At 35.4% G+C, this 22,706-nt stretch carries 23 protein-coding genes and 1 pseudogene; 6 read left to right on the top strand and 18 right to left on the bottom strand.

Annotated features, from left to right (window positions below; genetic code table 11):
- Nucleotides 1-459 precede the first annotated feature (459 nt).
- From COO03_RS20070 to COO03_RS20055, 4 genes are all read right to left on the bottom strand, one after another.
- Nucleotides 460-2,013: an MFS transporter gene (locus COO03_RS20070; RefSeq protein ID WP_097898856.1), complete on the bottom strand. Its 1,554-nt coding sequence runs from the start codon at nt 2,011-2,013 to the stop codon at nt 460-462.
- Between the two features lie 19 nt (nt 2,014-2,032).
- Entirely contained in the window at nt 2,033-2,614 is a 582-nt protein-coding gene (locus COO03_RS20065) for a TetR/AcrR family transcriptional regulator (protein WP_097898855.1), read from the bottom strand.
- Between the two features lie 158 nt (nt 2,615-2,772).
- Nucleotides 2,773-3,747: a hypothetical protein gene (locus tag COO03_RS20060; RefSeq protein ID WP_097898854.1), complete on the bottom strand. Its 975-nt coding sequence runs from the start codon at nt 3,745-3,747 to the stop codon at nt 2,773-2,775.
- Entirely contained in the window at nt 3,737-4,312 is a 576-nt protein-coding gene (locus COO03_RS20055; RefSeq protein WP_097898853.1) for a sigma-70 family RNA polymerase sigma factor, read from the bottom strand. The genes COO03_RS20060 and COO03_RS20055 overlap by 11 nt, the downstream gene beginning before the upstream one ends.
- A 163-nt stretch (nt 4,313-4,475) precedes the next feature.
- Here COO03_RS20055 and COO03_RS20050 point away from each other — a divergent pair.
- Nucleotides 4,476-5,563 (top strand): annotated as a pseudogene (locus COO03_RS20050) (lactonase family protein).
- 70 nt (nt 5,564-5,633) lie between these two features.
- On the opposite strand, the gene COO03_RS20045 reads toward COO03_RS20050, so the two are convergent.
- The 9 genes from COO03_RS20045 to COO03_RS20005 all read right to left on the bottom strand — a co-directional run bounded on the left by COO03_RS20045 (nt 5,634) and on the right by COO03_RS20005 (nt 13,980).
- Nucleotides 5,634-6,359, bottom strand: coding sequence for an ABC transporter permease (locus COO03_RS20045; RefSeq protein WP_097898852.1), 726 nt, complete (start codon nt 6,357-6,359; stop codon nt 5,634-5,636).
- A gap of 2 nt (nt 6,360-6,361) precedes the next feature.
- The gene (locus COO03_RS20040) at nt 6,362-7,084 is read right to left on the bottom strand and encodes an ABC transporter ATP-binding protein (RefSeq protein ID WP_097898851.1); all 723 of its coding nucleotides are present in this window, start codon (nt 7,082-7,084) and stop codon (nt 6,362-6,364) included.
- Nucleotides 7,085-7,555, bottom strand: a complete 471-nt coding sequence (locus COO03_RS20035; protein WP_097898850.1) for a DUF3021 domain-containing protein — start codon at nt 7,553-7,555, stop codon at nt 7,085-7,087.
- A gap of 12 nt (nt 7,556-7,567) precedes the next feature.
- Nucleotides 7,568-8,008, bottom strand: coding sequence for a LytTR family DNA-binding domain-containing protein (locus COO03_RS20030; RefSeq protein WP_003198186.1), 441 nt, complete (start codon nt 8,006-8,008; stop codon nt 7,568-7,570).
- Nucleotides 8,009-8,258: 250 nt separating this feature from the next.
- Complete coding sequence (locus tag COO03_RS20025; RefSeq protein WP_097898849.1) at nt 8,259-9,305, bottom strand: DUF2332 domain-containing protein; 1,047 nt, start codon at nt 9,303-9,305, stop codon at nt 8,259-8,261.
- A gap of 172 nt (nt 9,306-9,477) precedes the next feature.
- Nucleotides 9,478-10,521, bottom strand: coding sequence for an autoinducer 2 ABC transporter substrate-binding protein LsrB (lsrB, locus tag COO03_RS20020; RefSeq protein WP_097898848.1), 1,044 nt, complete (start codon nt 10,519-10,521; stop codon nt 9,478-9,480).
- Complete coding sequence (locus tag COO03_RS20015) at nt 10,518-11,516, bottom strand: ABC transporter permease (protein WP_141523192.1); 999 nt, start codon at nt 11,514-11,516, stop codon at nt 10,518-10,520. The genes lsrB and COO03_RS20015 overlap by 4 nt, the downstream gene beginning before the upstream one ends.
- On the bottom strand, nt 11,513-12,490 hold the full coding sequence (locus COO03_RS20010) for an ABC transporter permease subunit (RefSeq protein WP_097898846.1): 978 nt from the start codon (nt 12,488-12,490) through the stop codon (nt 11,513-11,515). The genes COO03_RS20015 and COO03_RS20010 overlap by 4 nt, the downstream gene beginning before the upstream one ends.
- Complete coding sequence (locus COO03_RS20005; RefSeq protein WP_097898845.1) at nt 12,487-13,980, bottom strand: sugar ABC transporter ATP-binding protein; 1,494 nt, start codon at nt 13,978-13,980, stop codon at nt 12,487-12,489. Before COO03_RS20005 ends, COO03_RS20010 begins: the two co-directional genes overlap by 4 nt.
- Before the next feature lie 179 nt (nt 13,981-14,159).
- Here COO03_RS20005 and COO03_RS20000 point away from each other — a divergent pair, with 179 nt between their 5' ends.
- The 5 genes from COO03_RS20000 (at nt 14,160) to COO03_RS19980 (ending at nt 18,558) form a co-directional block, all read left to right on the top strand.
- Nucleotides 14,160-15,110, top strand: a complete 951-nt coding sequence (locus COO03_RS20000) for a sugar-binding transcriptional regulator (RefSeq protein WP_170958157.1) — start codon at nt 14,160-14,162, stop codon at nt 15,108-15,110.
- On the top strand, nt 15,110-16,672 hold the full coding sequence (lsrK, locus tag COO03_RS19995; RefSeq protein ID WP_141523191.1) for an autoinducer-2 kinase: 1,563 nt from the start codon (nt 15,110-15,112) through the stop codon (nt 16,670-16,672). Before COO03_RS20000 ends, lsrK begins: the two co-directional genes overlap by 1 nt.
- Nucleotides 16,673-16,697: 25 nt before the next feature.
- On the top strand, nt 16,698-17,060 hold the full coding sequence (locus COO03_RS19990) for a cupin domain-containing protein (protein ID WP_097898842.1): 363 nt from the start codon (nt 16,698-16,700) through the stop codon (nt 17,058-17,060).
- Between the two features lie 6 nt (nt 17,061-17,066).
- Nucleotides 17,067-17,849, top strand: a complete 783-nt coding sequence (gene lsrF, locus COO03_RS19985) for a 3-hydroxy-5-phosphonooxypentane-2,4-dione thiolase (RefSeq protein WP_097898841.1) — start codon at nt 17,067-17,069, stop codon at nt 17,847-17,849.
- Nucleotides 17,850-17,955: 106 nt separating this feature from the next.
- Entirely contained in the window at nt 17,956-18,558 is a 603-nt protein-coding gene (locus COO03_RS19980) for a hypothetical protein (protein WP_097898840.1), read from the top strand.
- Between the two features lie 102 nt (nt 18,559-18,660).
- Here COO03_RS19980 and COO03_RS19975 read toward each other — a convergent pair whose 3' ends face one another.
- The 5 genes from COO03_RS19975 to COO03_RS19955 form a co-directional block, all read right to left on the bottom strand.
- Nucleotides 18,661-18,987: an antibiotic biosynthesis monooxygenase family protein gene (locus COO03_RS19975; protein ID WP_097898839.1), complete on the bottom strand. Its 327-nt coding sequence runs from the start codon at nt 18,985-18,987 to the stop codon at nt 18,661-18,663.
- An 82-nt stretch (nt 18,988-19,069) separates the two neighbouring features.
- The gene (locus tag COO03_RS19970) at nt 19,070-20,284 is read right to left on the bottom strand and encodes an MFS transporter (protein ID WP_097898838.1); all 1,215 of its coding nucleotides are present in this window, start codon (nt 20,282-20,284) and stop codon (nt 19,070-19,072) included.
- Nucleotides 20,285-20,377: 93 nt separating this feature from the next.
- Entirely contained in the window at nt 20,378-21,421 is a 1,044-nt protein-coding gene (locus COO03_RS19965) for an ArsR/SmtB family transcription factor (RefSeq protein WP_097898837.1), read from the bottom strand.
- Between the two features lie 152 nt (nt 21,422-21,573).
- Entirely contained in the window at nt 21,574-22,158 is a 585-nt protein-coding gene (locus tag COO03_RS19960; protein ID WP_097898836.1) for a kinase, read from the bottom strand.
- Nucleotides 22,158-22,700, bottom strand: coding sequence for a GNAT family N-acetyltransferase (locus COO03_RS19955; RefSeq protein ID WP_097898835.1), 543 nt, complete (start codon nt 22,698-22,700; stop codon nt 22,158-22,160). Before COO03_RS19955 ends, COO03_RS19960 begins: the two co-directional genes overlap by 1 nt.
- Nucleotides 22,701-22,706: the final 6 nt, after the last annotated feature.

The raw sequence follows: 22,706 nt of genomic DNA, 5'->3' as shown, positions 1-22,706 counted from the left end.
TGCAAATTGAAAAACCTACATAAAAGCCCCTTTCTTTTAGGTGGGCGAGGGCATCCGGCCATGCAAAGAAGCGGTCAGGGCCTTTTCCTGCCACATGCGAAGTAAAAACAGAAAGAGCAGACGAGTGTAGATTACTTTTTATTCTGCATAGCAGGGATGTAGATGTCGAAAAATTAAAATGGATTTATATAGATAGCCAATCCAATTTAGAGAACATATATTATACTTAAAAAATGGATTATTGATGATACAAGCATGAATGAACGATTAATCCGCTCCCAATGGCGAGACCAAATAAAAATATGCTGATTATTGCATACTTTCATTTTGAATGCAACAATTTTACTTCTATGATCCCCTATTTATGTAGGTTCAAACATGTAATGATAGCCACCTTAAGAATTCTACTCATAATAATATTATGTAAACAAAACTTGTTGATTGTTTCGTATTAATTACTTAACATGAGGATCTTAATCTATTCTCCCTCTTTCTATTCATATATATTTCTACTACATTACAAATAAGTGCCAAAAGAAAAATAAATGACCCTATTAAAAATGTTTGATTGAAACTACGGATAACCGCATGCTTATATTTCCACTTCACTTGTTCATAAAATTCATTTCCCTCTTTTGATTCTATTATTACCCGTTCCTGCTTATCAATTGTTTGAATTGCTTGCAATAGTTTCTCTTTTTCTAAATCTGTTTGATTACTTTTTTGAACCATTGTTATGACTTGTTGATTTATTTTTTCTTTTTCATTCGATAATTGATGATTTAAAATAACGACTAATATCGCTACGCCTACAATGCTGCCTACTGTTCTTGAAATATTGGATACGCTTGATGCAATACCTGATTTTTCAATTGGCACACTTAATACTGCAGTTGTTGTAAAAGGAGCAAGCGTACATCCTGCACCGAAACCTACAATCATAAGCCGCCAAACATAATCCCAAGTCGAAAAGTTTAACTCCATATGCCCGAATAAATACGAAGCAATTAAAAATGCAATAATACCTACACTGCCAATGACACTACTTCCACGTTTTGCAGCGATTGGTGTCATAATTGCCGTAACTATCATTGATACAATCGCTAGTGTACTAATAATCATTCCCGCCTTAAGTTCACTCATTCCTTCTACTTGAACTAAATAAAATGCAAAAATAAATAAAAAGTTCATCAACCCCATGCCCACAAAAAATAACGCAAGGTTTGAAAACGAAAACTCCTTATATGAAAATAAATATAGGGGTAACACTGGATTTTTACTTTTCTTTTCAATAAAGATAAACAATATAAAACTTATAATAGAAATACTAAAGAGAAGACTTATGCTTAGCGGACTTAAAGTCGCTTTATTTACTTGTATCAAAGCGTATACAAGTAAAAATAATGCACATGATGAAGTAACCATACCTGCCCAATCTACTTTAGGGCTTGCGGTATGATCATAAGATTCTTTAATAAAAAGAAAGACGAAGATTAAGGAAAGACTACCAACTGGTACATTGATGAAAAATACCCAGTTCCAACTTAATTTATCTGTTAAAACCCCTCCAAGTGATGGACCAATCGCTGCAGCTAACCCGCCAAAAGCACCCATAACTCCACCTATCATACCCTGTTTTTCTTTCGGTACAAGTTCAAGTCCAAGCGGCATCGCAACAGGTACAATTATGGCTGCTGAAATTCCTTGCAACACACGAAAGATTACTAACATATAAAAAGATGATGCTATTCCGCACATGAATGAGCTAATAGAAAATCCTATTAAACCAATAACATACAGCTTCTTGCGGCCAAATTGATCCGCAAGACGAGCTGCTATTAATAAACAGGTCACAAAAGCAACATTATATCCATTTGCAATCCAAGAAATCGTATCAATTGAAGTATGAAATGTCTTTGTCATTTCTGGTAATGCAATATTTACAATATTTGAGTCTAAAATTGCCATGAAAAACCCTGTAACTAATGCAATTAACGCAAATATCTTCCCCATATTTTCCATCTCCTCTCTTTTAATTTTTGCTAAATGAAATCCCATTCATAAATAGATTTACACACACTTCTATATACTCTTCTAATTGAATATCCTCTTCCGTTATACTGACATTCATAATATATAAGAATAATTGTCCATAAAACATATTCGCGATTAAACGATAGTTACATGGAATAATGTGCCCCTTCTCTCCAAGTTGCTGTAAATATGTTTCTAAATGGTCAACTAAATGTGAATTTAATTCATGAAGTAATCGTCTCATTTCACTATTTTGTCGAGATTCTAATAATGCTGCCCAAATATAATTTAACTTCGGTAAGTTTACCTGGATATATGTTTCTGCAATTTTTGTAAGGTCCTTATTTAAATCGCCTGTAAACTGATCTTCAATTTCCTCTAACAATGCAACTGGTGTCGTTCGCAAAATAATACTTTCTCGAAATAAATTTTCCTTATTTTTGAAATTACGAAAAATAGTTAACTCGCTTACCCCCGCTTTTTCCGCAACTTCACGAATTGTCGTTGCCGTATACCCCTTTTCACCAAATAATAAAGTCGCTGCCTCCATAACTTTTTCTCTCGCTGTTGGCTTTCCCATTCTAATTCCTCCATCCGATATGTAAGTAAGTGATTACTAACATATTATCATAAACAAAAATGAAAGTAACTAATTACTTTCATTTTTGTTTGATATATCCTGCTATATTAATAAATATTGAACTTTTCATTCACTTTTGAATAGCTACTTTGCGCTATTTATTTCACCATTGAAAATAATACTTTTTCTAACTCTTTTTTTGGTAACTTGCTATCAGTGACAAAGATTCGATACTCATTTCTACCATTTTTTGCTGGCACAATTATTCTCATACCAATTATATCTCCAAGTTTATTTTCTCCTAATGTTACCCTACACCCATCGATCGTATAGTTTGATAATCGATTAAAAGGTCGTTCGTCAAAATCATCTAAATTTTGTTCATACGGTACCTTTTTTATTTCAAAGATTTCAGACTGTTTGATTTGCAATACATCTTCAAAACTACCACTTTTTGAACTCAATTCGCCTTTCACATAAGTCAGCGTAATGAGTGGCTGTGGTTTCCCAGTCGTAATTTCCGCTCTTGCCTCTTCTTCATATAATCTATAATTTTCAGGTAAGTAGTCCGGATGTTTTATAGGGAAATTAACTAGCTCCTGTGCTTCTTTTATCGTATATTTGAATTTCCCATATATTTTTTCTTCGTAAGGTCGTAACTCTTCATTTACTTCATCATATCTTTTCAATTCTTCTTTACTAAGCCGAGCTGTACTTCGACTTTTTCTTTCTCCATCAACTACAATTGCCTTTTTATTTAATGCTTGTGATTCTTTCCACAGCTTAGAAAATTTTTCAAACTCTTCTTTTGTGAACAGCTGATTTGCTATTTCAAATATTTCGTTGAATTCTTTGTATTCTTCTTCAACTGCACCAAATTGTTCCTTTGCCTCTTCTGGAGTGCCAATAACTTTACTAACCAAGGTAGGTCCTGCAAAAGTCCCTGTCGGTATAAGAATTGCAGCGGCTATTAATCCGACTAACAGCTTTTTCTTCATCGATCGTCTCCGCTTTTTCTTTTCTTGGTGATATGTATTAAAAGAGGTTTTCACCATTTTTTGAAGATTACTAGGTGGTTCCATCGCTTCCGCTTTCATTTGCAATTCATCTTTTAACCGCTTTTCAAAATCCATTCGCTTCGCCCCCCTGTATAGCTGGAACATTCTCCATTTCTGACCGTAAACGCTTCAATGCTGTATGTAATCGAGACTTTACTGTACCAATAGGTATACGAAGAAGCGCTGCAATTTCATCCAAACTGTATTCATGGAAATAGCGCATAATAACGACTTCCCTATGCTTATATGATAACTTTTGTACGAGCTCTACTAACTCACTACGCGTTTCTTTATGTAAAATATCTTCATCCACTATGTAAGACTGATCTTGTTCGTACATTTTCTTTTTTTCAAAAATACGAAAGCGTCGCCATGATTTACGCCGCCAATCTTGTACTTGTCGAACAATTAATCCATGTAGCCAAAAACGAAAAGACCGATTCATATCATAGTTTGCTACCGATTTCCACATTTGGATATATACCTCATTCACAATATCCTCTACATCATGCTTATCTCCTACTAAAAAAACAACCGTCCTATAAACATCTTTACATGTGAATTTATAAATAACTTGGAAGGCTTGTTCATCTCCAGAAGTCATTCTCTGAAGCCATTCCTTTAATTCTATTTCCTCCAATTTTTCTTCCCCTCTCATGTTCTAAACAATCTTTCACACTATATTCGCTCGTTTCTCACAAAAGGTTCATTTTATACTAAAATTTATTTATTACAATAACACAAAATCATTTTTTGTATCGTCTCAACTAATCAGTCGTTTTCAAACAATAACTGGTCAAAAGATGAACGAATATTCTCGTGCGAGTATGGTTTATATTATGACCAATAATGAAGTAACGAATCAAATCATTGCCTTTTACAAGGACATGAATGGACTACTCACCTTTGTAGGTTCCTATCCAACTTATGGCAGAGGTACTGGTACAAGAGAAGTCTCAACTGCAACTGCAAACGATGGCATCGATCCCCTTGCGTCACAAGGTTCCTTAACTTTGTCCCGTGATGGCCGTTTCCTACTTGCAGTTAACGCAGGCAGCAATAGTGTCAGTAGTTTCATGATAACCGACAGCGGAGCACCTGTTCTCGTGGATATGAAGCCATCAGGAGGTGCCCAGCCCAATAGCGTAGATGTATTTGGTAATCTACTCTATGTTTCCAATGTAGGCAATGCCGCTAACAATTTTGCATCCAATATCACTGGTTTTCGCATAGATGATAACGGACGCCTTACTCCTATTCCCGGATCAACCCATTCTCTCAGTACTTTCAATGCTCAGCCGGCGCAGGTTCTCTTCACTCCAGATGGTAGTAAAATCGTTGTATCCGAGCTTACTTCAAACCATCTCAGTGTATTTCATGTGAATAAAAATGGTACGGTTACAGGTCCAATTATTAACGATTCAAGTGGTAAGGGACCGTTCGGCTCTTGTTTTCTATCCTCAGGACTACTTTTGAATCCTTTTCTAGTACGCTGTCATCATATTCAATGAGCGACAACGGGATTCTTAATGTTATCATTGGCTCTGTACTGAACGGCCAGAAGACCACTTGCTGGGTTGTAACAACGAGGAATGAAAGATTTGCTTATACCACCAACACCTTAAGTGGCACAATCACCACATATCGTATAGATTCAAGTGGAGCACTATCGGTTGCCGGGCATATTACCAGTACACCAGCAGGTACATCTACAGGTCTGCCGATAGATGCTGGTGTGAGTAAAGATGGCCGCTATTTTTACACATTGAACGGGAATCAAGGTACAGTCTCAGTATTTCATATCCAAGATGATGGTAGTCTTATTAGATTGCAGGTTGCTGCTTGGACTAAATTTCCTTATTTTGGATCGCAAAGTTTAGCTGTTCTTTGATTCTATTGGGTTTACTATATTTAATGGAATAGAAAATATAGGATGATTTTTTGGTATGAATACAATCTAGTTAGCTTTTCATTTTCCTCTTAAAGCCCAAAACAGCAATTACGAAGATAATAATCGTATAACCCACTACCCATAATAAAGGTACAACAAGATCACCGTATTCACCAGATAAAGCAAATCGTGTAGCATCAACCGCATGGGCAAATGGTAATGCATAAGCGATTGTTTTAAACGCACCACCAATCATATCTAACTTAAACCAAGTGCCACTTAACCATGCTGTAAGGTTGACAAAGATTGCAAAAATCCCGCCAACTTGCTTGTCTGTAAAGTACGTGCCAAGCAGTAGACCAAATCCAATATAAAGCATCGCAATGATAATGAGCAGAATTACGACACCTAGTACATTCGCATTAAAAGATAAACCTAAGAAAAATGCTGAAATAAAGCAAATAACAATTTGAAGAATTGCAACCGGTAATAGTGGAAGAGCATATCCAATCATATAATCAGACGCAGACATAGGTGAAGCGAAAATCCGCATTAAAAACGAACTGCTTTTATCCTTACCAATCAGCGTTCCTGAAAATAACGTAATGAAAGAAAAACTGAAAACGATCACGCCTGGCGTTAAGCTTTCTATACTATAAAGGTCAAACGGCATATTTTTCTGCATGATTGAAAAAAGACACATGATAATAATCGGAAGCACAATCCCAAAAAGAAGCGTCAGAGGATCACGTAAAACCTCCTTACGATTACGTGAAGCAAATGCTAAATATCTCATAATCAGACCCCCTCTTCAGTTAGCATAAGGAAAATATCTTCTAAAGAAGATTGTCCCGTCTTTTCTTTTAATTCATCAATTGTTCCAAGTGCATGCAATTTACCCCCGTGCATAATGCCGACGCGATCAGCAAGTGCTTCTACTTCTTCTAGATAATGCGTCGTTAAAATAATCGTGATTTTACCCTTTAATTCAAGTAAAACCTTCCATAGATCACGCCTAGCACGAACATCAAGTCCTAGTGTTGGCTCATCTAAAAAAATGATTTTTGGGTTTGAAATGAGTGCCATTGCAATACTTAGTCGACGCTGCAACCCGCCTAATAATGTTTTTGCTTTATTTTTTGCTCTCTCCGAAAGTCCAAACCTTGTCATCATTTCCGTTGCTTTTTGTTCAGTCTCTTGTTTATTGCTGCCGTAGATACTCGCAATGAATTCTAAATTTTCCTGCACAGAAAGATTCGGGGCTACCGCAGTTTCTTGTGGTGAAATGTTTATTTTTTGTTTTACTGCCGTAGGTTTTTTGACAATACTATCTCCTAACATTATTGCATCGCCACTTGTAGGTACAAGCAAACAACTAAGCATTTTAATCGTTGTTGTTTTCCCAGCAGCATTTTGCCCTAAAAGTGCAAAAAATTCTCCTCTTTCAATTGTCATTGAAAGATTGTCGACACCTGTGTGCCCTTTAAATTTTTTCGTTAGATTTTTTATAGCAATGTTCATTTATTCATCACCTCTTCCTTCTAATTTTTTTGATTGAATCGCAGCATTAATTTGTTTAATATCATTCTTTGAAATCATGTATTGAATAGCCCATGTGACAACATATGTACCTAAAAAACTAATAAAAAAAATCAGTGTGCTTATGAACGTTTTTGGCATCCAAAGTATCATCACAATTGGCCCCCATACTAGTGCTGTTATGCAAAAATGAACGATGTACTGTTTCAGTAGACTCCACTTCACTATGTCAAAAATAAGAGCACTTGTAGCAAATGTAACGCCAATAATCCCTGTTAACATTATTTGCACGGTGACAGCGGTCACCTCGCTAACAAAGAAAGAGCGAAAATGATCTACAACTGGCATATATTCTCCTTGGCCTAATTTAAGCGAAATAAGGATTTGTACAATTTGTCCAATAATCACGCCGATGACAAAACCACCAACAACTCGACTAAATAAATTTTTCACGCTGCTTTCACCTCATATCCCAAACAGTTTCTTAATTTTTGAAACATAGCGTCGAGAAGCATATGTTTTGATATTCCCTGTTAATGACACGCCAATTGTTCCTGTCATACTAATATCCATATTCGTAATCATTTTGATGTTAACAATCTCTGAATTGGAAATACGAACGAAAAATTGACTATTTAGTTTCTCTTCCAGTTCATATAACCTGGAGCGAACGGTATAGATACCAGCAGCAGTTTGGAGAAATACCTTCTGTTTCTCTGTATAAATCCTGACGATATCTTTACATTCAACAATTTCAACACCTCTTTCTGAAAATACAGCTAATGAATCCATATGTGTTTCCGAAAGTCGCTTCATAATATCTGATATCTCATCTGTCATTTTATCCGTTAGAATAATAATTTTCGGTTCTTTATAAGATGGATCAATCGACACTTCAAATTTCACTTCACCACATCCCTTTCACTCGCTCTAAATATAAAAGCTATTTAAGTTACTGTAAATAAAATTTCGATAATCGGTCGTTTTCACACAATAACTGGTCAAAAGACGAATATAATAATTTTTTAGATGCTCCATGAACGCATTTTATCTTTACAATAAAAAGGCACACGAAGACAAGTCTTCTGTGTGCTAATTCAACATATGTAATTATAAATAAAAATGATTTTTATTTATTTTTCTATACAGATAAAATCTAGCAAAACAATTTATCTTCCAACCTCCAGCTAAACCACCGTGCATGTCCATCTGTTTCACCAACAGTTTCACGATATTCTTTTCCGCTAATAAAATAATCAAGATGAAGGTCCCTATCCCACATATTGTTATATAGATGAAATACATCTCGTCTTGCACCAATTTCTTTAATCTGATCCACTAGTTTATGCTTTACATTCTCTGGTATTTGATTTGCTACATGTGTATGGAAAACACAAATTACCGCATCCTCTGGAAGTTGCTCTGCAATTTCTGAAAGAAGAGACACTCCATCCCCTTCTATTAACCTCACAGATTGTTCTTTTAAACAAGCTGCTGCATTGTCAAACATTTCAAGTCTTTCTTTGTGCTCAGGCCAAATAAGCGAACGTAACCATACATAATCTTCCTCATTCTTTAAATCATTTATATGTAAATCCAGTCCAATCCTTTCTACGACAGGTGGACTCTGTTGTGAGAAAAATGGCTGATTCTCTCCTTTGATTTCTGATTTCAAATGAACGTTTGAATGTATATTTCCATATACCTCTCCTGTTCCATACGAATAGCTATATTGATCCCAAAACAGTTGTAATCCCGCACTCGTCCCAATCTCAATTAAAGCCAAAGGTTTCTGAACTTTATTAAAGATATAACAAAAACTCGGATATAAATAAGCGCATCGCCTTACTTCATTTGTTTGTACTAATTTGTTTTTTAAGATAGAGATAATTTCTTCTCTATGAAGCTGACAAAAGTCTTTAAACTGCTGGAAAGCTTGCTCCAAATTCTTTTCAGGGTTTACAACAAGACTTCCATAATATTTTTTTAAAACATGATCATTCCCTTTTAATAATAAATAGTGAACAGCACCAAATAATAAGTTAGGAGTTGGCTGACCAAGTTGTGCGTGTGACGCTAATGCAAGGATTTCCTCATCTTCTGAAATTTTCAATGATAAATACTCGTATAAATCGCTTGATCCTTTGCATTCTTTTACGGAAAAATTTCTGAATAAGTTTGAGATTTGTTCTTGTGTAAGCAAATATATCCCACCTTTTATAAATTTAATATTCAGAATTATATTATCATAAATACAATAATTAGGATATTTTTGCTCATTTTGTGAAAAGGGGTACTAAGTTGAATAAAAAAGTTTTAATAGAATAGCATAATAAAAACGTCCGATAAAATACCGGACGTTTTTCATTTCATCATTAGAAATTATATTTATCAATATTATCCTTCGTAAACACAACTCGTTCTGGCAATACGATAATTCCATTTCCATCTGCTTCGTAGTCATAGCCTTGAATAGAATTCGGTTCCACTTTCACTTTCCCAATCTTCGGAACTTCGAAACTATCACCAACTTTTAATTTCTTTCCTTTTACCACAATTTCATTTGCAACATAAGTTGCAAGCGCACCTTGTTGTTTTACATCCCATAGTCCAAATTGTTGAACAGTTCCACGTTTCACGTAATCACGCATTACGTTTGGTGTTGAAAATCCTGTAACTACTATCTTTTTATCCATTTTTAAATTTTCCGCTGCTTGTGCCATTGCTGGAAGTGCTGTCGCATCTGGACAAATCACTGCGTTAATATCTGGATACGTTTTCAAAATACTCTCTCCAACTGATAATGATTTTTGCGCATTATTTTCACCATACTGCGTCGTTACAATTTCCCAATTCGGATATTTTTCCTTTATAATCTCTTTTGCTTTCGTTACCCATTGGTTTTGATCTGTTACAGTTGGGCTTGAATAAAAGAATGCTACCTTCCCCTTATCTCCAATTTGTGATGATGTCATTTGAATTAATAAATTCGCAAGTTGTTCTGGTGTTCCTTGACTTATATAAAATGAACGGTCTTTCGGATTCACATCAGAATCCCACGTTAAAACGGTCATCCCTTTTTTCTTCGCTCGCTGTAATGATTGTGAAAGTCCATCAACCGATGTAGATGAGACCATTAATGCATCATAGTTTTGATTAATAAAATTATTTATATACTTCACTTGGCCTGATACACTCGCCTCTGACGGTCCATCATATTTCACTTTCACACCTAACTTATCTCCCATTTCTTTTGCACCTTCACCCCCTGATGTAAAGAAACCAACTCCTGTTAATTTGGGAATGAATGCGAATTTCACATCATCTGCTTTTTTCTTATCTGCTGTTTGGCTAGAACATGCAATTAAACCGATAATACAAACGCATATAATAATAAAAATCCCTAGTTTTCTTTTCATGACATTTCCCCCTTATGCAAATTCCTTCTTTTCCACATAGTGAGTTGCTGTAATTTGAAATGCCTAATAATAACAGAGAGGATAAGTATAATACCAATAACTACATTTGACTGTTCATTCGTTAAACCTGTCATTTGTAAACCGTACTGCATCATGCCAATAAATATACTTGCTAGTACTGTTCCGAAAATACTTCCTTTCCCACCAGTGATAAGTGTGCCACCTAATACAACTGCCGTAATAACTGGTAAAATTGCTTCACTTCCAATATCGGCACGCGCTGAACCGATATACGCGGTTAAAAAAGCTCCCCCTAATCCACCTCCTAACCCGGACAGAACATAGGCAATAATAACTACCCTTTTCGTTCGGATACCTGAATATTTAGCTGTGTTTTCATTTGCACCTATTAATTTGGCATGACGGCCATATATTGTTCGATGAAATAATATTGCAAATACTGCCGTTAAAAATAAAAGTAGCCATAATAAATTAGGAATTCCTATAAAACTACCGTTTGCCAGTTGTACATAAGGATTTGGTAATCCACTTATCCCTTCATACCCAGCTGCATTTGAACCTCCTGAAACTACAAGAGCAATCCCCGAGTATAAAAACATCGTTCCGAGTGTAACAACAAGAGGTTCCACACCTGTCATTTTAATAATGACGCCATTCAATCCCCCTGCTAAACAACTTACAAATAGAGCAATGATGACAGCTAAAACAATTGAAATACCGTTCATCCAGAGCACACCGATTAGAATTGAAGTAAGCCCCATAATAGATCCTACAGATACATCGATTCCACCTGTTACGATTACAAAAGTCATCGGAATTGCTGCAATGGTAATGAAAATGAAATCATTCATACTGAAAAGTAAATTACTAATATTAAAGAAATCACTGTTTAACAAACCAAAGAGAATAAACTCTATGATAAGTAATACAATAAGAGCTCCTTCCCATCTTAAAAGTCCACGTGCATACTTCATAGGTTCATTCTCCTCCCTTCTAAATGCCGCATTTCCTTCCATTTTTTTAATATGCTATCCAATATGATAATAAGCAAAAGTAAAAATCCTGATATGGCGCTATTCCAAAAAGCTGGTATTTTTAAAAAGACTAATGAACTACTTATAACCTCTAAAAAAATTGCTCCTAGTGCTGCGCCGAATATAGAACCTGTTCCACCTTTTAGATGTATTCCACCTAAAACAGCAGCAGCAATTACTTGCAGCTCTATTCCTGTGCCAGTTTGATTTGGAACAAATCCAATATTCATCACAAATAGGCATCCTGCAACCCCTGCACTTATTCCTGAAATAATAAATGCATATATTTTCACCTTGTCTACCGATATTCCAATAAGACGCGCTCCGTCTTCATTATCTCCGGCAGCATAAAAATATCTTCCAAAAGGTGCTTTCGTTAAAAAAATATATAATAATAGTAAAATGCCAAAAACAATCCATACTGTAATTGGAAACCCTAGTATCGTAACAGCAGATATCCGCTTATAATTATTAGGAATATCTTCAATCCATTTTCCTCCTGTATATATCAACATTGTTCCTCTAATAATTCCTAACATTCCTAGCGTCATAATAATTGCTGGTACACGAAACTTCGTAACCCCAATTCCATTTATCATTCCAATGACAGCTCCAAACAAGATTGCAACAATGATTGAAATTAAAATACTATTACCATTTGTCAAAAACATCCCACAAATCGCTGCGCTTAATCCCATAATAGAACCGACTGAAACATCAATATTTTTAGTAAATAATACAAATGATTGCCCAATAGCTAGTATGATTAAAATAAGACTTGATTTCATAATTAAAGAAAGCGAATTAAACTGAACAAAACTAGGATTAATCATTCCTACAAGGGCTATATAAATAAGTAATAAAATGATAATGGACGTTTCATGCGTTTTAAATATGTTAGAAAAGCGTTTCATTCCGTTACACCTTCCCTTCCTCCATATGCGAGGCGTGTAACTTCATCTATGCAAACTGCTCCTTCTTCTAAATGGGACACAAGTTTCCCATTCCTCATCACATATACGCGATTTGCTAATTGAACAATTTCTTCTACATCTGAAGAAATTAATAAAATTGCAAGCCCTGACTGTTTTAAATTTTGAATTACCTCATATACTTCTAGTCTTGCTTTCGCATCAATTCCACGTGTCGGTTCATCAAAAATCATTAATTTAGGTTCACAAGCAAGATACTTGGCTAATACAACTTTTTGTTGGTTTCCACCTGATAAAGATGTCATTTTTTCATCTATATTAGGAACAACTATTCGGAACTTTTGAATATACGTCTCCGTTAAAGCGCTTTCTTTTTTAGGATTTAAGAAAAAGTTACTTATTCGCTGCAAAGAAGCTGACGTTATATTCTCTTTAACTGACGCAATTGGAAAAATCCCATTTCCAGCTCGGTCTTCAGGAACATATACAATTCCTGCATCTAATCTTCTTTTCGTAGACCAGCCTGTAACCGGACTCCCTTTCAATAAAATACTTCCAGCCTTTGCTGGTCTTAATCCGTAGATTACTTCTGCTAATTCCGTTCTACCTGATCCAACAACACCAGCAATTCCTACAACCTCCCCAGCATTTACCGTTAGTGATATATCCTGAAATGCATAACTCGATAAATTTGTTACCTCTAATATTTGTTTAAAATATTTCATAGTGTTTTGAGGTACCTCTTTCTTCTCTTCATGTTTATAGTTTTTTGGCAGTAATCCCTCCATTAACATGTCATATGTATAATCTGATACATGCCCTTGGCTTACTATCATTCCATCTTGTAAAATAGCTATTTTATTCGCAATTTCAAAGATTTCTGGAAAACGATGCGTAATATAAATCATTCCGATTCCCTTTTTCTTCAAGCTTTTCATCAGCACAAAAAGACTCTTTATTTCGTGAGTTGTTAATGTCGATGTTGGCTCATCTAAAATAAGAATCTCAGCTTCTCTTATTAATCCTCTTAATATTTCTACTAATTGTTGCTGCGCAATTGATAATGAATCCCCAAGTTCATTCAATCTTATGCTCCACCCTAAACTCTTTATTAACTTTTTTACCTTTGTACGAAGCTCTTTCTTTCCAGCTTTTATCCCGATACATATATTTTCTTCGATTGTCATATGAGGAAAAATTAACGGTTCTTGTGGAATTAAATAAATACCATTACAATGCGCTTCTGCTGGATTCGAAAATCTTTGTAATACTCCCTTTACATACATTTCCCCAGTATCATAAGAGTATAAACCTGTTAATATCTTCATCAATGTTGATTTTCCAACACCATTTCCGCCTACTAAAGCATATACATCTCCACGTTCTAATTCCAAAGTAACCCCATTTAACACAAGTTGATCTGAAAAAGATTTACTTACCTGTTTCACTTTTAATAAGGGTACATTCTCCACATCTTGTCACCTGCCTTTATACAGAACAATTTTTGAGAAAATGATTTTTTGTTCTACTTGTTTTGTAGCATTGTATATCCCTTTTTTCATATCTAGAACACATTTTTCTTGAACATTTTTACTACCTCTATCGGTATAAACAAAAAAACCAACACATATGTTTAAGCATCGGTCAATTGTTGAAAGGGATGAAGAGGATGTCACAGCTAAACTTTGAAGAAAACTTGTTAACAAAAGTCGCTTGGTATTACTATAAAGATCATTTAACGCAGCAGGAAATTGCTTCATTGCTTCACATCTCAAGAAATAAAGTCGTTCGGTTATTAGATAAAGCACGCGCTGAAGGCATCGTTACATTTCATGTAAAAGGTACCGGTTTACATTGCCTAAGTATCGAGCGTGAACTTATTAAAAGATTTCACTTGCAAGATTCTTTTGTTATTCCTACCCCGATGGAAAATCATCCTAGTTCTTTAGGGAAAGCTGCTGCGCAATATGTAGAAACGCATTTACAGCACGGAGATTTACTTGGCATTGGTTGGGGAGAAACAATATCAAAAATGCTAGAAAACATCCATTTCGAATCATCAATGCAACTTTCTATTGTTACCCTTACAGGTGGCGTAAATCACTATCTTCCTAGAAAACAAAATTATTTAAATCACATGCAAGGAGAACTTCATCTCATTCCTACTCCATTTTTAGCATCTTCAACCGAAATGGCACAAAGCATTCTTTCAGAACCAACAGTCAAAGATATGCTACATGTCGCTTCGCTTGCCAATACAGCAGTCGTTGGTATTGGGGGCCTGTCTCAAGATGCAACGATTATAAAAGAAGATAAATTAACGCTTCGTGAAATGGCCTATATACGGAGTCAAAATGGTGTCGGAGATATTCTTGGACAATTTTACAATACACATGGAGAATTACTAGAACTTCCGCATCACGATCGCCTAATTGGTACACCACTTTCTATTCTTCGAACGATGAAACATGTAGTCGGTGTAGCTGGCGGTGAAGAAAAATTAGATGCAATTTACGGAGCTTTAAAAGGTGAATTCCTTCATACATTAATTACCGATGAAGAAACAGCCCTCTCTCTATTAAGAAAGGAAGGTGAATCATAATGTCTTCTCTATTAGCTTATGACGCTGGAACTGGCAGTATAAGGGCCGTCCTTTTTGATTTAGAAGGAAATCAGCTTGCTGTAAGTCAAAAAGAGTGGATTCATGAACCAGACTCTCGTTATCCTGGTTCTATGAATTTTGATGTGGTAGAGAACTGGAAACTCGTTCAAGAATGCACAAAAGATGCACTTCAAAAAATCAATATGAATCCTTCCTCTATTAAAGCCATTAGTGCCACAAGTATGCGGGAAGGTTTTGTTTTATACGATAAAGACGGTCATGAGATATGGGCATGTGCTAATGTTGATGGTCGTGCTTCTCATGAAGTAAATGAATTAAAACAAATTCGCGCTCATCTTGAAGAAGATTTATATGCCAAATCAGGGCAAACTTTCGCACTAGGCGCCTTACCTAGGCTATTATGGATTCAAAAACATCAACCTGATATATACAAAAACATTCATTCCTTTACAATGTTAAACGATTGGATTCTCTATAAGTTATGTAAAGTGTTACAAATAGATCCGTCAAACGGCTCTACGTCTGGTATATTTCATTTACAAAATAGAACTTGGGATAATTCGATTGCTGAACAATGCGGCCTAACTTTAACATTTGCTCCAAAAGTAAATGAAGCAGGGACAGTTATTGGTCATGTAACAAAACAAAGTGCAGAGCTCACAGGCTTACAAGTAGGAACGCCAGTTGTTGCTGGCGGTGGTGATGCTCAAATGGCTTCGCTCGGATCAGGAGTCGTAAATCCTGAACAAACATTTATTTGCGGGGGAAGCTTTTGGCAACAAGAGATAAATATAACGATTCCGCAAACTGATCCAAATGCTCGTATTCGTGTCAATTGCCACGTCATCCCTACACTTTGGCAATATGAAACAATTGCTTTTTTTCCTGGTCTCGTTATGAGATGGTTTCGCGACGCCTTTTGTCAGGAAGAAAAACAGCTTGCAGATGAACTTGGTGTGGATGCTTACGAATTACTAGAGGAACAAGCAAAACAAGTACCTGCAGGATCTTACGGTATTATTCCTGTCTTTTCAAATGTAATGAATTATATTTCTTGGCGCCATGCCGCACCTTCTTTCATCAACTTAAGCTTAGACGCTGATAAATGTGGAAAGAAAGAATTATTCCGCGCCCTCGAAGAAAATGCTGCATTTGTAACACTCGGAAATTTAAAGCTAATAGAATCATTAACAGGAAAGTTTCCTTCTGAAGTGATATTTGCAGGTGGTGCTGCAAAAGGTAAACTATGGTCACAAATTGTTGCGGATGTTCTCGGGATTCCTGTCAAAGTACCAGTTGTAAAAGAAGCGGCCGCTTTAGGAACAGCAATTGCGGCTGGAGTTGGCGCTGGAATATATGACTCTATGGAAACAATCTCTCAGAAATTTGTAAAATGGGAAAACACCTATGAGCCGAATACTGAACATCACAAACTATATCAACAATTCTATCAAATATGGAAAGCGGTTTATGAAAAACAACTCCCCCTAGCAGATGAAGGATTCACATCACATATGTGGATTGCACCAGGTGCACTGTAACATATTACACAAAGGAGTGAACAATATGCTTAAAGTAAATGAAGATGATTTCTCCTATCGCTTTGGTAACCATGGTCCCAAATATTTAGTGAAAGGGCCTAACATTGACCTTGGCATTGTAGTCATTCAGCCTGGAAAAGAATTTCAAAATCATTATCATACAACATGCGAAGAAATTTTTTATGCCCTAGAAGGTGAAATTGATTTCTATATTGATAATGAAAGAGTCCCTGTAAAACAAGGTGACGTCTTACAAGTTCGTCCTCATGAATCTCACTATCTTATTAACCACTCAGATCAAATCTTTAAAGCTATCTTTATTAAGTCACCTCATTTACAAGAAAAAGATACTGTACACACAGAAAATCCAAATTTAACAAAGGAGTGATTTACAATGACTTGGGGATTTCAAAATCGATTACATACAATATTGCCTGATGGAAAAGCCGTTATGTTAGCGATTGATCACGGGTACTTCCTAGGACCAATTCACGGATTAGAACAACCATTGGAAACAGTGAAAAATTTACTTCCCTATACAGACTCCCTCTTTTTAACGCGTGGCGTTCTCAATTCCTGCATTCCTGAAGATTGCAAAACACCAATGGTTTTACGTGTTTCTGGCGGTCCAACTGTAGTTGGTAAAGATTTAGCAAATGAAACTATTGTTACACCGATTAAAGAAGCACTGCGGCAAAATGTAGTAGGAGTTGGGGTCTCTGTTTTTGTTGGATCAGATTATGAAACTCAAACTGTTACAAATCTCGCTAACGTCGTCTCTGAAGCACATGATTACGGCTTACCCGTTCTCGGTATTACAGCCGTAGCAAAGGAACTTCAAAAACGAGAGGCACGATTTTTAGCACTTGCATCACGCGTATGTGTTGAAATGGGTGCTGATATTATTAAAACGTATTACTGCGAAGGATTTGAAAAAATTACGAGCACATGCCCTGCTCCAGTCGTCATTGCAGGTGGCCCAAAATTAGATTCGATTGAAGATGCTTTAACAATTACATATCAAGCATTGCAAGAAGGGGCAATTGGAGTTGATATGGGCCGGAACATTTGGCAATCTGAACATCCAGCTGCGATGATTCAAGCGATATATGGTATTGTTAAAAATGGATTGAGTGTAAAAGAAGCATTAGAATTATATGAAGATGTGAAGAATTAAAACGAAACTAGTAAAAAATATTCCTTTATAAAATGATGACAGACTAAATAGTAACATTTATGTCTGTCATTTTTTGTTAAAATAAGATTTAAAAGGAGGAATTACAATGAAACGAATGCCCTTTGAACGTCCAACAGATTATTATGATGAACGCATATTCCAAATTGATGAACAAATTTGTTCCTTATTAAAACAACGTAAAGAACTTTCAAATCAAAATCCAGGATTTCCACCTGATGAAGCTATATCTAATTGGGCAAAAAAATATGGATTTTATACAGATTATTTAAATTCATTATTCTCATCAATGAGAGATGAAAACTATTTTAAACCTCATGTTGAGCCAACTAAATTCAAGAGACATTTACCTGTTTTTAAATCCTTTGAACATGAAGAGAGTATATATACAGTAACCTATATTAGACAGTATTCCAATGCTAGCGTTATATATTTATACATAGATTGGGATCCAACAAATGAAACTCTTAATAATAGACATATAAGTAGTTTTTTCGAATTATCCATAAATAACACATATGATTGTCGAACAGAAGGTGGCGGTGGTACAGATGGACATATGAGCTTTAATTTCGTAGTTTCACCTCCTCTCCCTGACAATCCTTCAGGCATCAGTTTATTATTTAAAGAATCTAACATGCCTTTTGCGGACAAGCCAGCCAACCTTGAATTTGTAATCAAGTTAGACTGATACACTGTAATTTTAGTTTCCATAAACTATATAATAGCTATCTCATCAAAAAGAGCATTGAACCAGGGTTCAATGCTCTTTTTAATGTTTAATTGTAGTAATTTAAGACTGTTGATAAGCAGCCTTCGATGATTTCACATAATAAACCGCATGCTCTGCTTTAATAATATGATCTGGTTTTGGTTTCCCGCGACTTTCTCTATGTCCAGCTAAATGTTCTTCACTTGTCTCCCAGTTTTTCCATGCATCTTCAGATTCCCAGCGAATCAGTACAACGGCTTCTTCGTCCCCTCTTCTCACCTTTTTAACAAGAACACTTAAGTCGATAAAACCTTCAAATTTTTCAATGATTCCTTCTCCAGTAAAATGTTGAACAACAAGATCTGAAGTACCTTCTTTCACTGTAATCGTTTTCGTTTCGATAAACATATACCCCACTCCCTTTGTATGTAAATATTCTAGTATTCTCCCATTATAATTAGTTGTGATAATCATTTTCAATTATAATATTTCAAGCTGATTTTTCTTGAATAGATTCATCAAGAAATTTAAAGTATGGAAGTAGTATTCCAGCTAAAGAAGTTACACATATGATAGATCCAATTAATACATATAGCGCCCTTACTCCCCATACTTCACTCAATGTTCCCCCAACTAGAATACCTAGTGGCATCACACCTCTTATTAAAAATAAGCGTACAGAAAATATTTTACCTATCATATCATTTGGCACAGTTTGTTGACATACTGTCGTGTTATGAACATTAAAAAACGCCATACATACCCCCGCTACAACTTCAATGATAATCGCTAAAAATATGCTATGATTTAGTCCGAGTGAAATATATGTTATTCCCCCTATCAATAACGCTCCAAGCATTAGAAGACGTCTACTATGGTACTGCACTTTCCCAACAAGTATAGAACCAATTACATACCCAAGGGGAAAACCTGCCATAAAATATCCGTAATCAGCATAACCTGCCGAAAGCTCCTCTATTATATACGGGAGATTGATAACCATAGTTACGCCAACTCCAAATTGAACAAATGTGAGAAAAACACCTAACCAGACGATAATGGGGTGCCTGAAATAATAGGTGAATCCTTCAATAGATTGCTTTAACCAACTTTTACGAACTGTTTGAGCTACTCTATGTTCCTGTATAAACAACAGTAAAGCACCACTTATAAATAGAAATAAACAAACGAAAAATAAAGTTAGTTTTACTCCTATAAACTCTATAACAATCCCGCCCAATACAGGAGCTAAAAACATCATAAGTCGAGCCATCCCATCAATATACGCATTAGCCGTCTGTAACTGCTCCTTATTCACAATTGTTGGTGTAATCGCTTGACTTGCTGGCACATAAAAAGGTGTAATCAGTCCAACTATCATTTGTACAACATAAACGTGCCAAACTTCTATATTGTTAACGATCAGCATTATAAGAGGCAGCAAAAAGGCAAATCCACGAGCCCACTGCGATAAAATCATAATCCACTTTCTACTCCACTTATCAATAAAAGGTCCAATCATAAGTTGTAAAAGGAGTGACGGGATCAGATACAGTAGCCACATGCTTCCTAATGCCGTTTTAGAACCTGTTAATTGATACACAAGAATAGAGTTACATAAAGTTCCAAAAGAACCACCTAATTCTGAAATTGCACTGCCAATCCACATAAAGAAGAATGATCGATTTCTTAATATATTTCCCACTAGTCACACCAACTTTTCTATTTATCTTTCCTTCTATTGTGTATGCTCTAAGGATAGTTTCTTCTCATTAGATGAATTCTTGAACACTCATTATTACCTACTCAAATAAAGTTCTAATTCTTTCGAAATAGCCTCTAATGCTTTCTTTTTCAAAACATATTTTGCATCTTGAATATCAACTAACTTCGCTGATCTTAAAATTTTCAAATGATGATGAATTGTCGATTTTCCAATATTTAATCGTTCCGTTATCTCTTGCAATGTACGATCTTTTTCAAACAATAATTTTACAATACGCAATCTCGCTTCATCGCCAAGCGCCTTATGTTTATGAACTAAAAAATAACTTGGCTGATATGGATCTTCTGGATTTATGCTTTCATTTGCGATTGGGTAATGAAATACTTTTGTATCTTCAATATCCGCTTCAATATTCCAAGGTCTGTAGGTTAACTGAGGGATAAGGAGAACATGATGTACGCTTGGCTCTGGAGAATATGTAATACCACCTGTTGCCCACTCAACGAATGCTTCTGATTTCATCTTTTCATTCATTTTACGTTTCATTTCATAGTCTTGTTTTAGTATGAGTGACAGTTTTTCTGCTTCAGGTTCAATAACAGCTTCATACCATCCTGTCATAACAGCAATAAGATGTTCTTTAAGTAACTGTATGTCCGCGTTACATATAAACTCAATATAAGTCGAGTAAAATTGATGATTGCGGGTTATCTCTTTTAATTCCTGCACCGCTTGCCCTTCTCTGTTTGCTGCCTTCCTTCTTGTTTCTTGATATTTATCTCCTACAAATGGAAGACATACATACTTTAAATCCACCTCTGATAGCGCGTTTATATGCTCAATAAACTGCGATAAATCGCTAAAATCTTTTTGATACAGTAGTTGTAACAACGCTTTCCACGTATTATGTTTCTCTACAAAATGTAAATGCTCTAACATCTCCATTGATAATGTTTCTCTAATCTCTTCCCACTCACTTTGAGATTTCTCTAACGTATCAATAAGTTTTTTATGCGTAATCGCCGCAATTCCAAGTGCACATTCAAAAAGTAATGAGTACTTTATTTGAACGTCATATGTTTCTCTTTTTCTACTTGTCAAATTCAATACTTCCATTTTTCCCCCTCCTTATTTTGTCATTACTTAAATTCTATAAATATCGAATTTAACCTTCTGTGATTTTAGAATTTTTAATATTTCATAAAAAAAGACGCATAGATAAAAACTATCCATGCGTCTTTTCTGCATTGATCATATGATATCAAGCACTATCCTCTCATAACCAAATCAGCTCTTTGTTTTGGACATTCCATTTTCAAATAAAAATCCTCTGCTTTCCAATATCTATTTTCAAACTTTGAAAGATTCTTTTGTGTCTCCTCGCTTTCACGAAGAAACCTTTGTTCTCTTGGACAGTCTAAATACACCATATAATCAAAGAATTCCCTCCATTCTTTACGCTGAAGAAAAACTCCTTCAATTACGATAATGCAAAAGCCAGGAACTATTATTTCTCGCATCTTACATGAGTCCGTTTTATGATCATAGAACGGAAGACTGAACTGATTTTCCAACCTTAGTTTGTTAAAAAAGTTTTGCTGTAGCCACTCAACATCCCACTGTAATTTATAGTATTCATACCATTCTTCATGTGCAGTATTATAACGTTTATTACGTTCTACAATATGATCATCAATATGGAAAATATGAAACGGAATACCTTCTTTTTTTAAGTCATCTTCCAGTTTCTTCACTAGTGTTGTTTTCCCTGAACGACTTAGACCATCTACACCTACAACAAACCGATTACTTGTATTTTCAGCAATGACTTTTACTACTGCATTTACATCCATTATCTCTTCCACTCTTCTTCCAGTAATGAATAGATTACAGTATCATGAGCAACATCATTTTGAATCATATATTTTCGAAGTAATCCTTCTTCTTTAAATCCAGCCTTTTTCAGTAATTTATGCGAAGCTTCATTTTCTGTATAAACAACTGCTGCGATTCGGATTAATTTTAGCGTTTCAAATCCATATGTAAGAATTGCTTGTAAAGCCTCAGATGCATATCCTTTTCCCCAATATGTATCATCTAGTTCATAACCAATCTCAGCCCGCTTATGATTTTGATTCATTAAATGAAATCCACATGTACCGATTAATTGATTTGTTCCTTTTAACTCGATCGCCCAGCGTAAAACATTACCCTCTTCATACCTTTTTCTAAAAGTCTGAATCATATTTTTCACCTGTTCCATATTTTGAAAAGAGTCCATTCCGAAATAACGTATGACAGATTCCTTTTCAAAATAACGAAACATCGCTTCTGCATCCAATAATGTTAGTTCTCTTAATACTAAACGCTCTGTTTCTATATTTGGAAACTTCATTTTCTT

Source organism: Bacillus sp. AFS098217 (genome assembly GCF_002551815.1).
GTDB lineage: Bacteria > Bacillota > Bacilli > Bacillales > Bacillaceae_G > Bacillus_A.
This window is presented reverse-complemented; position numbering and strand designations above follow the sequence as displayed.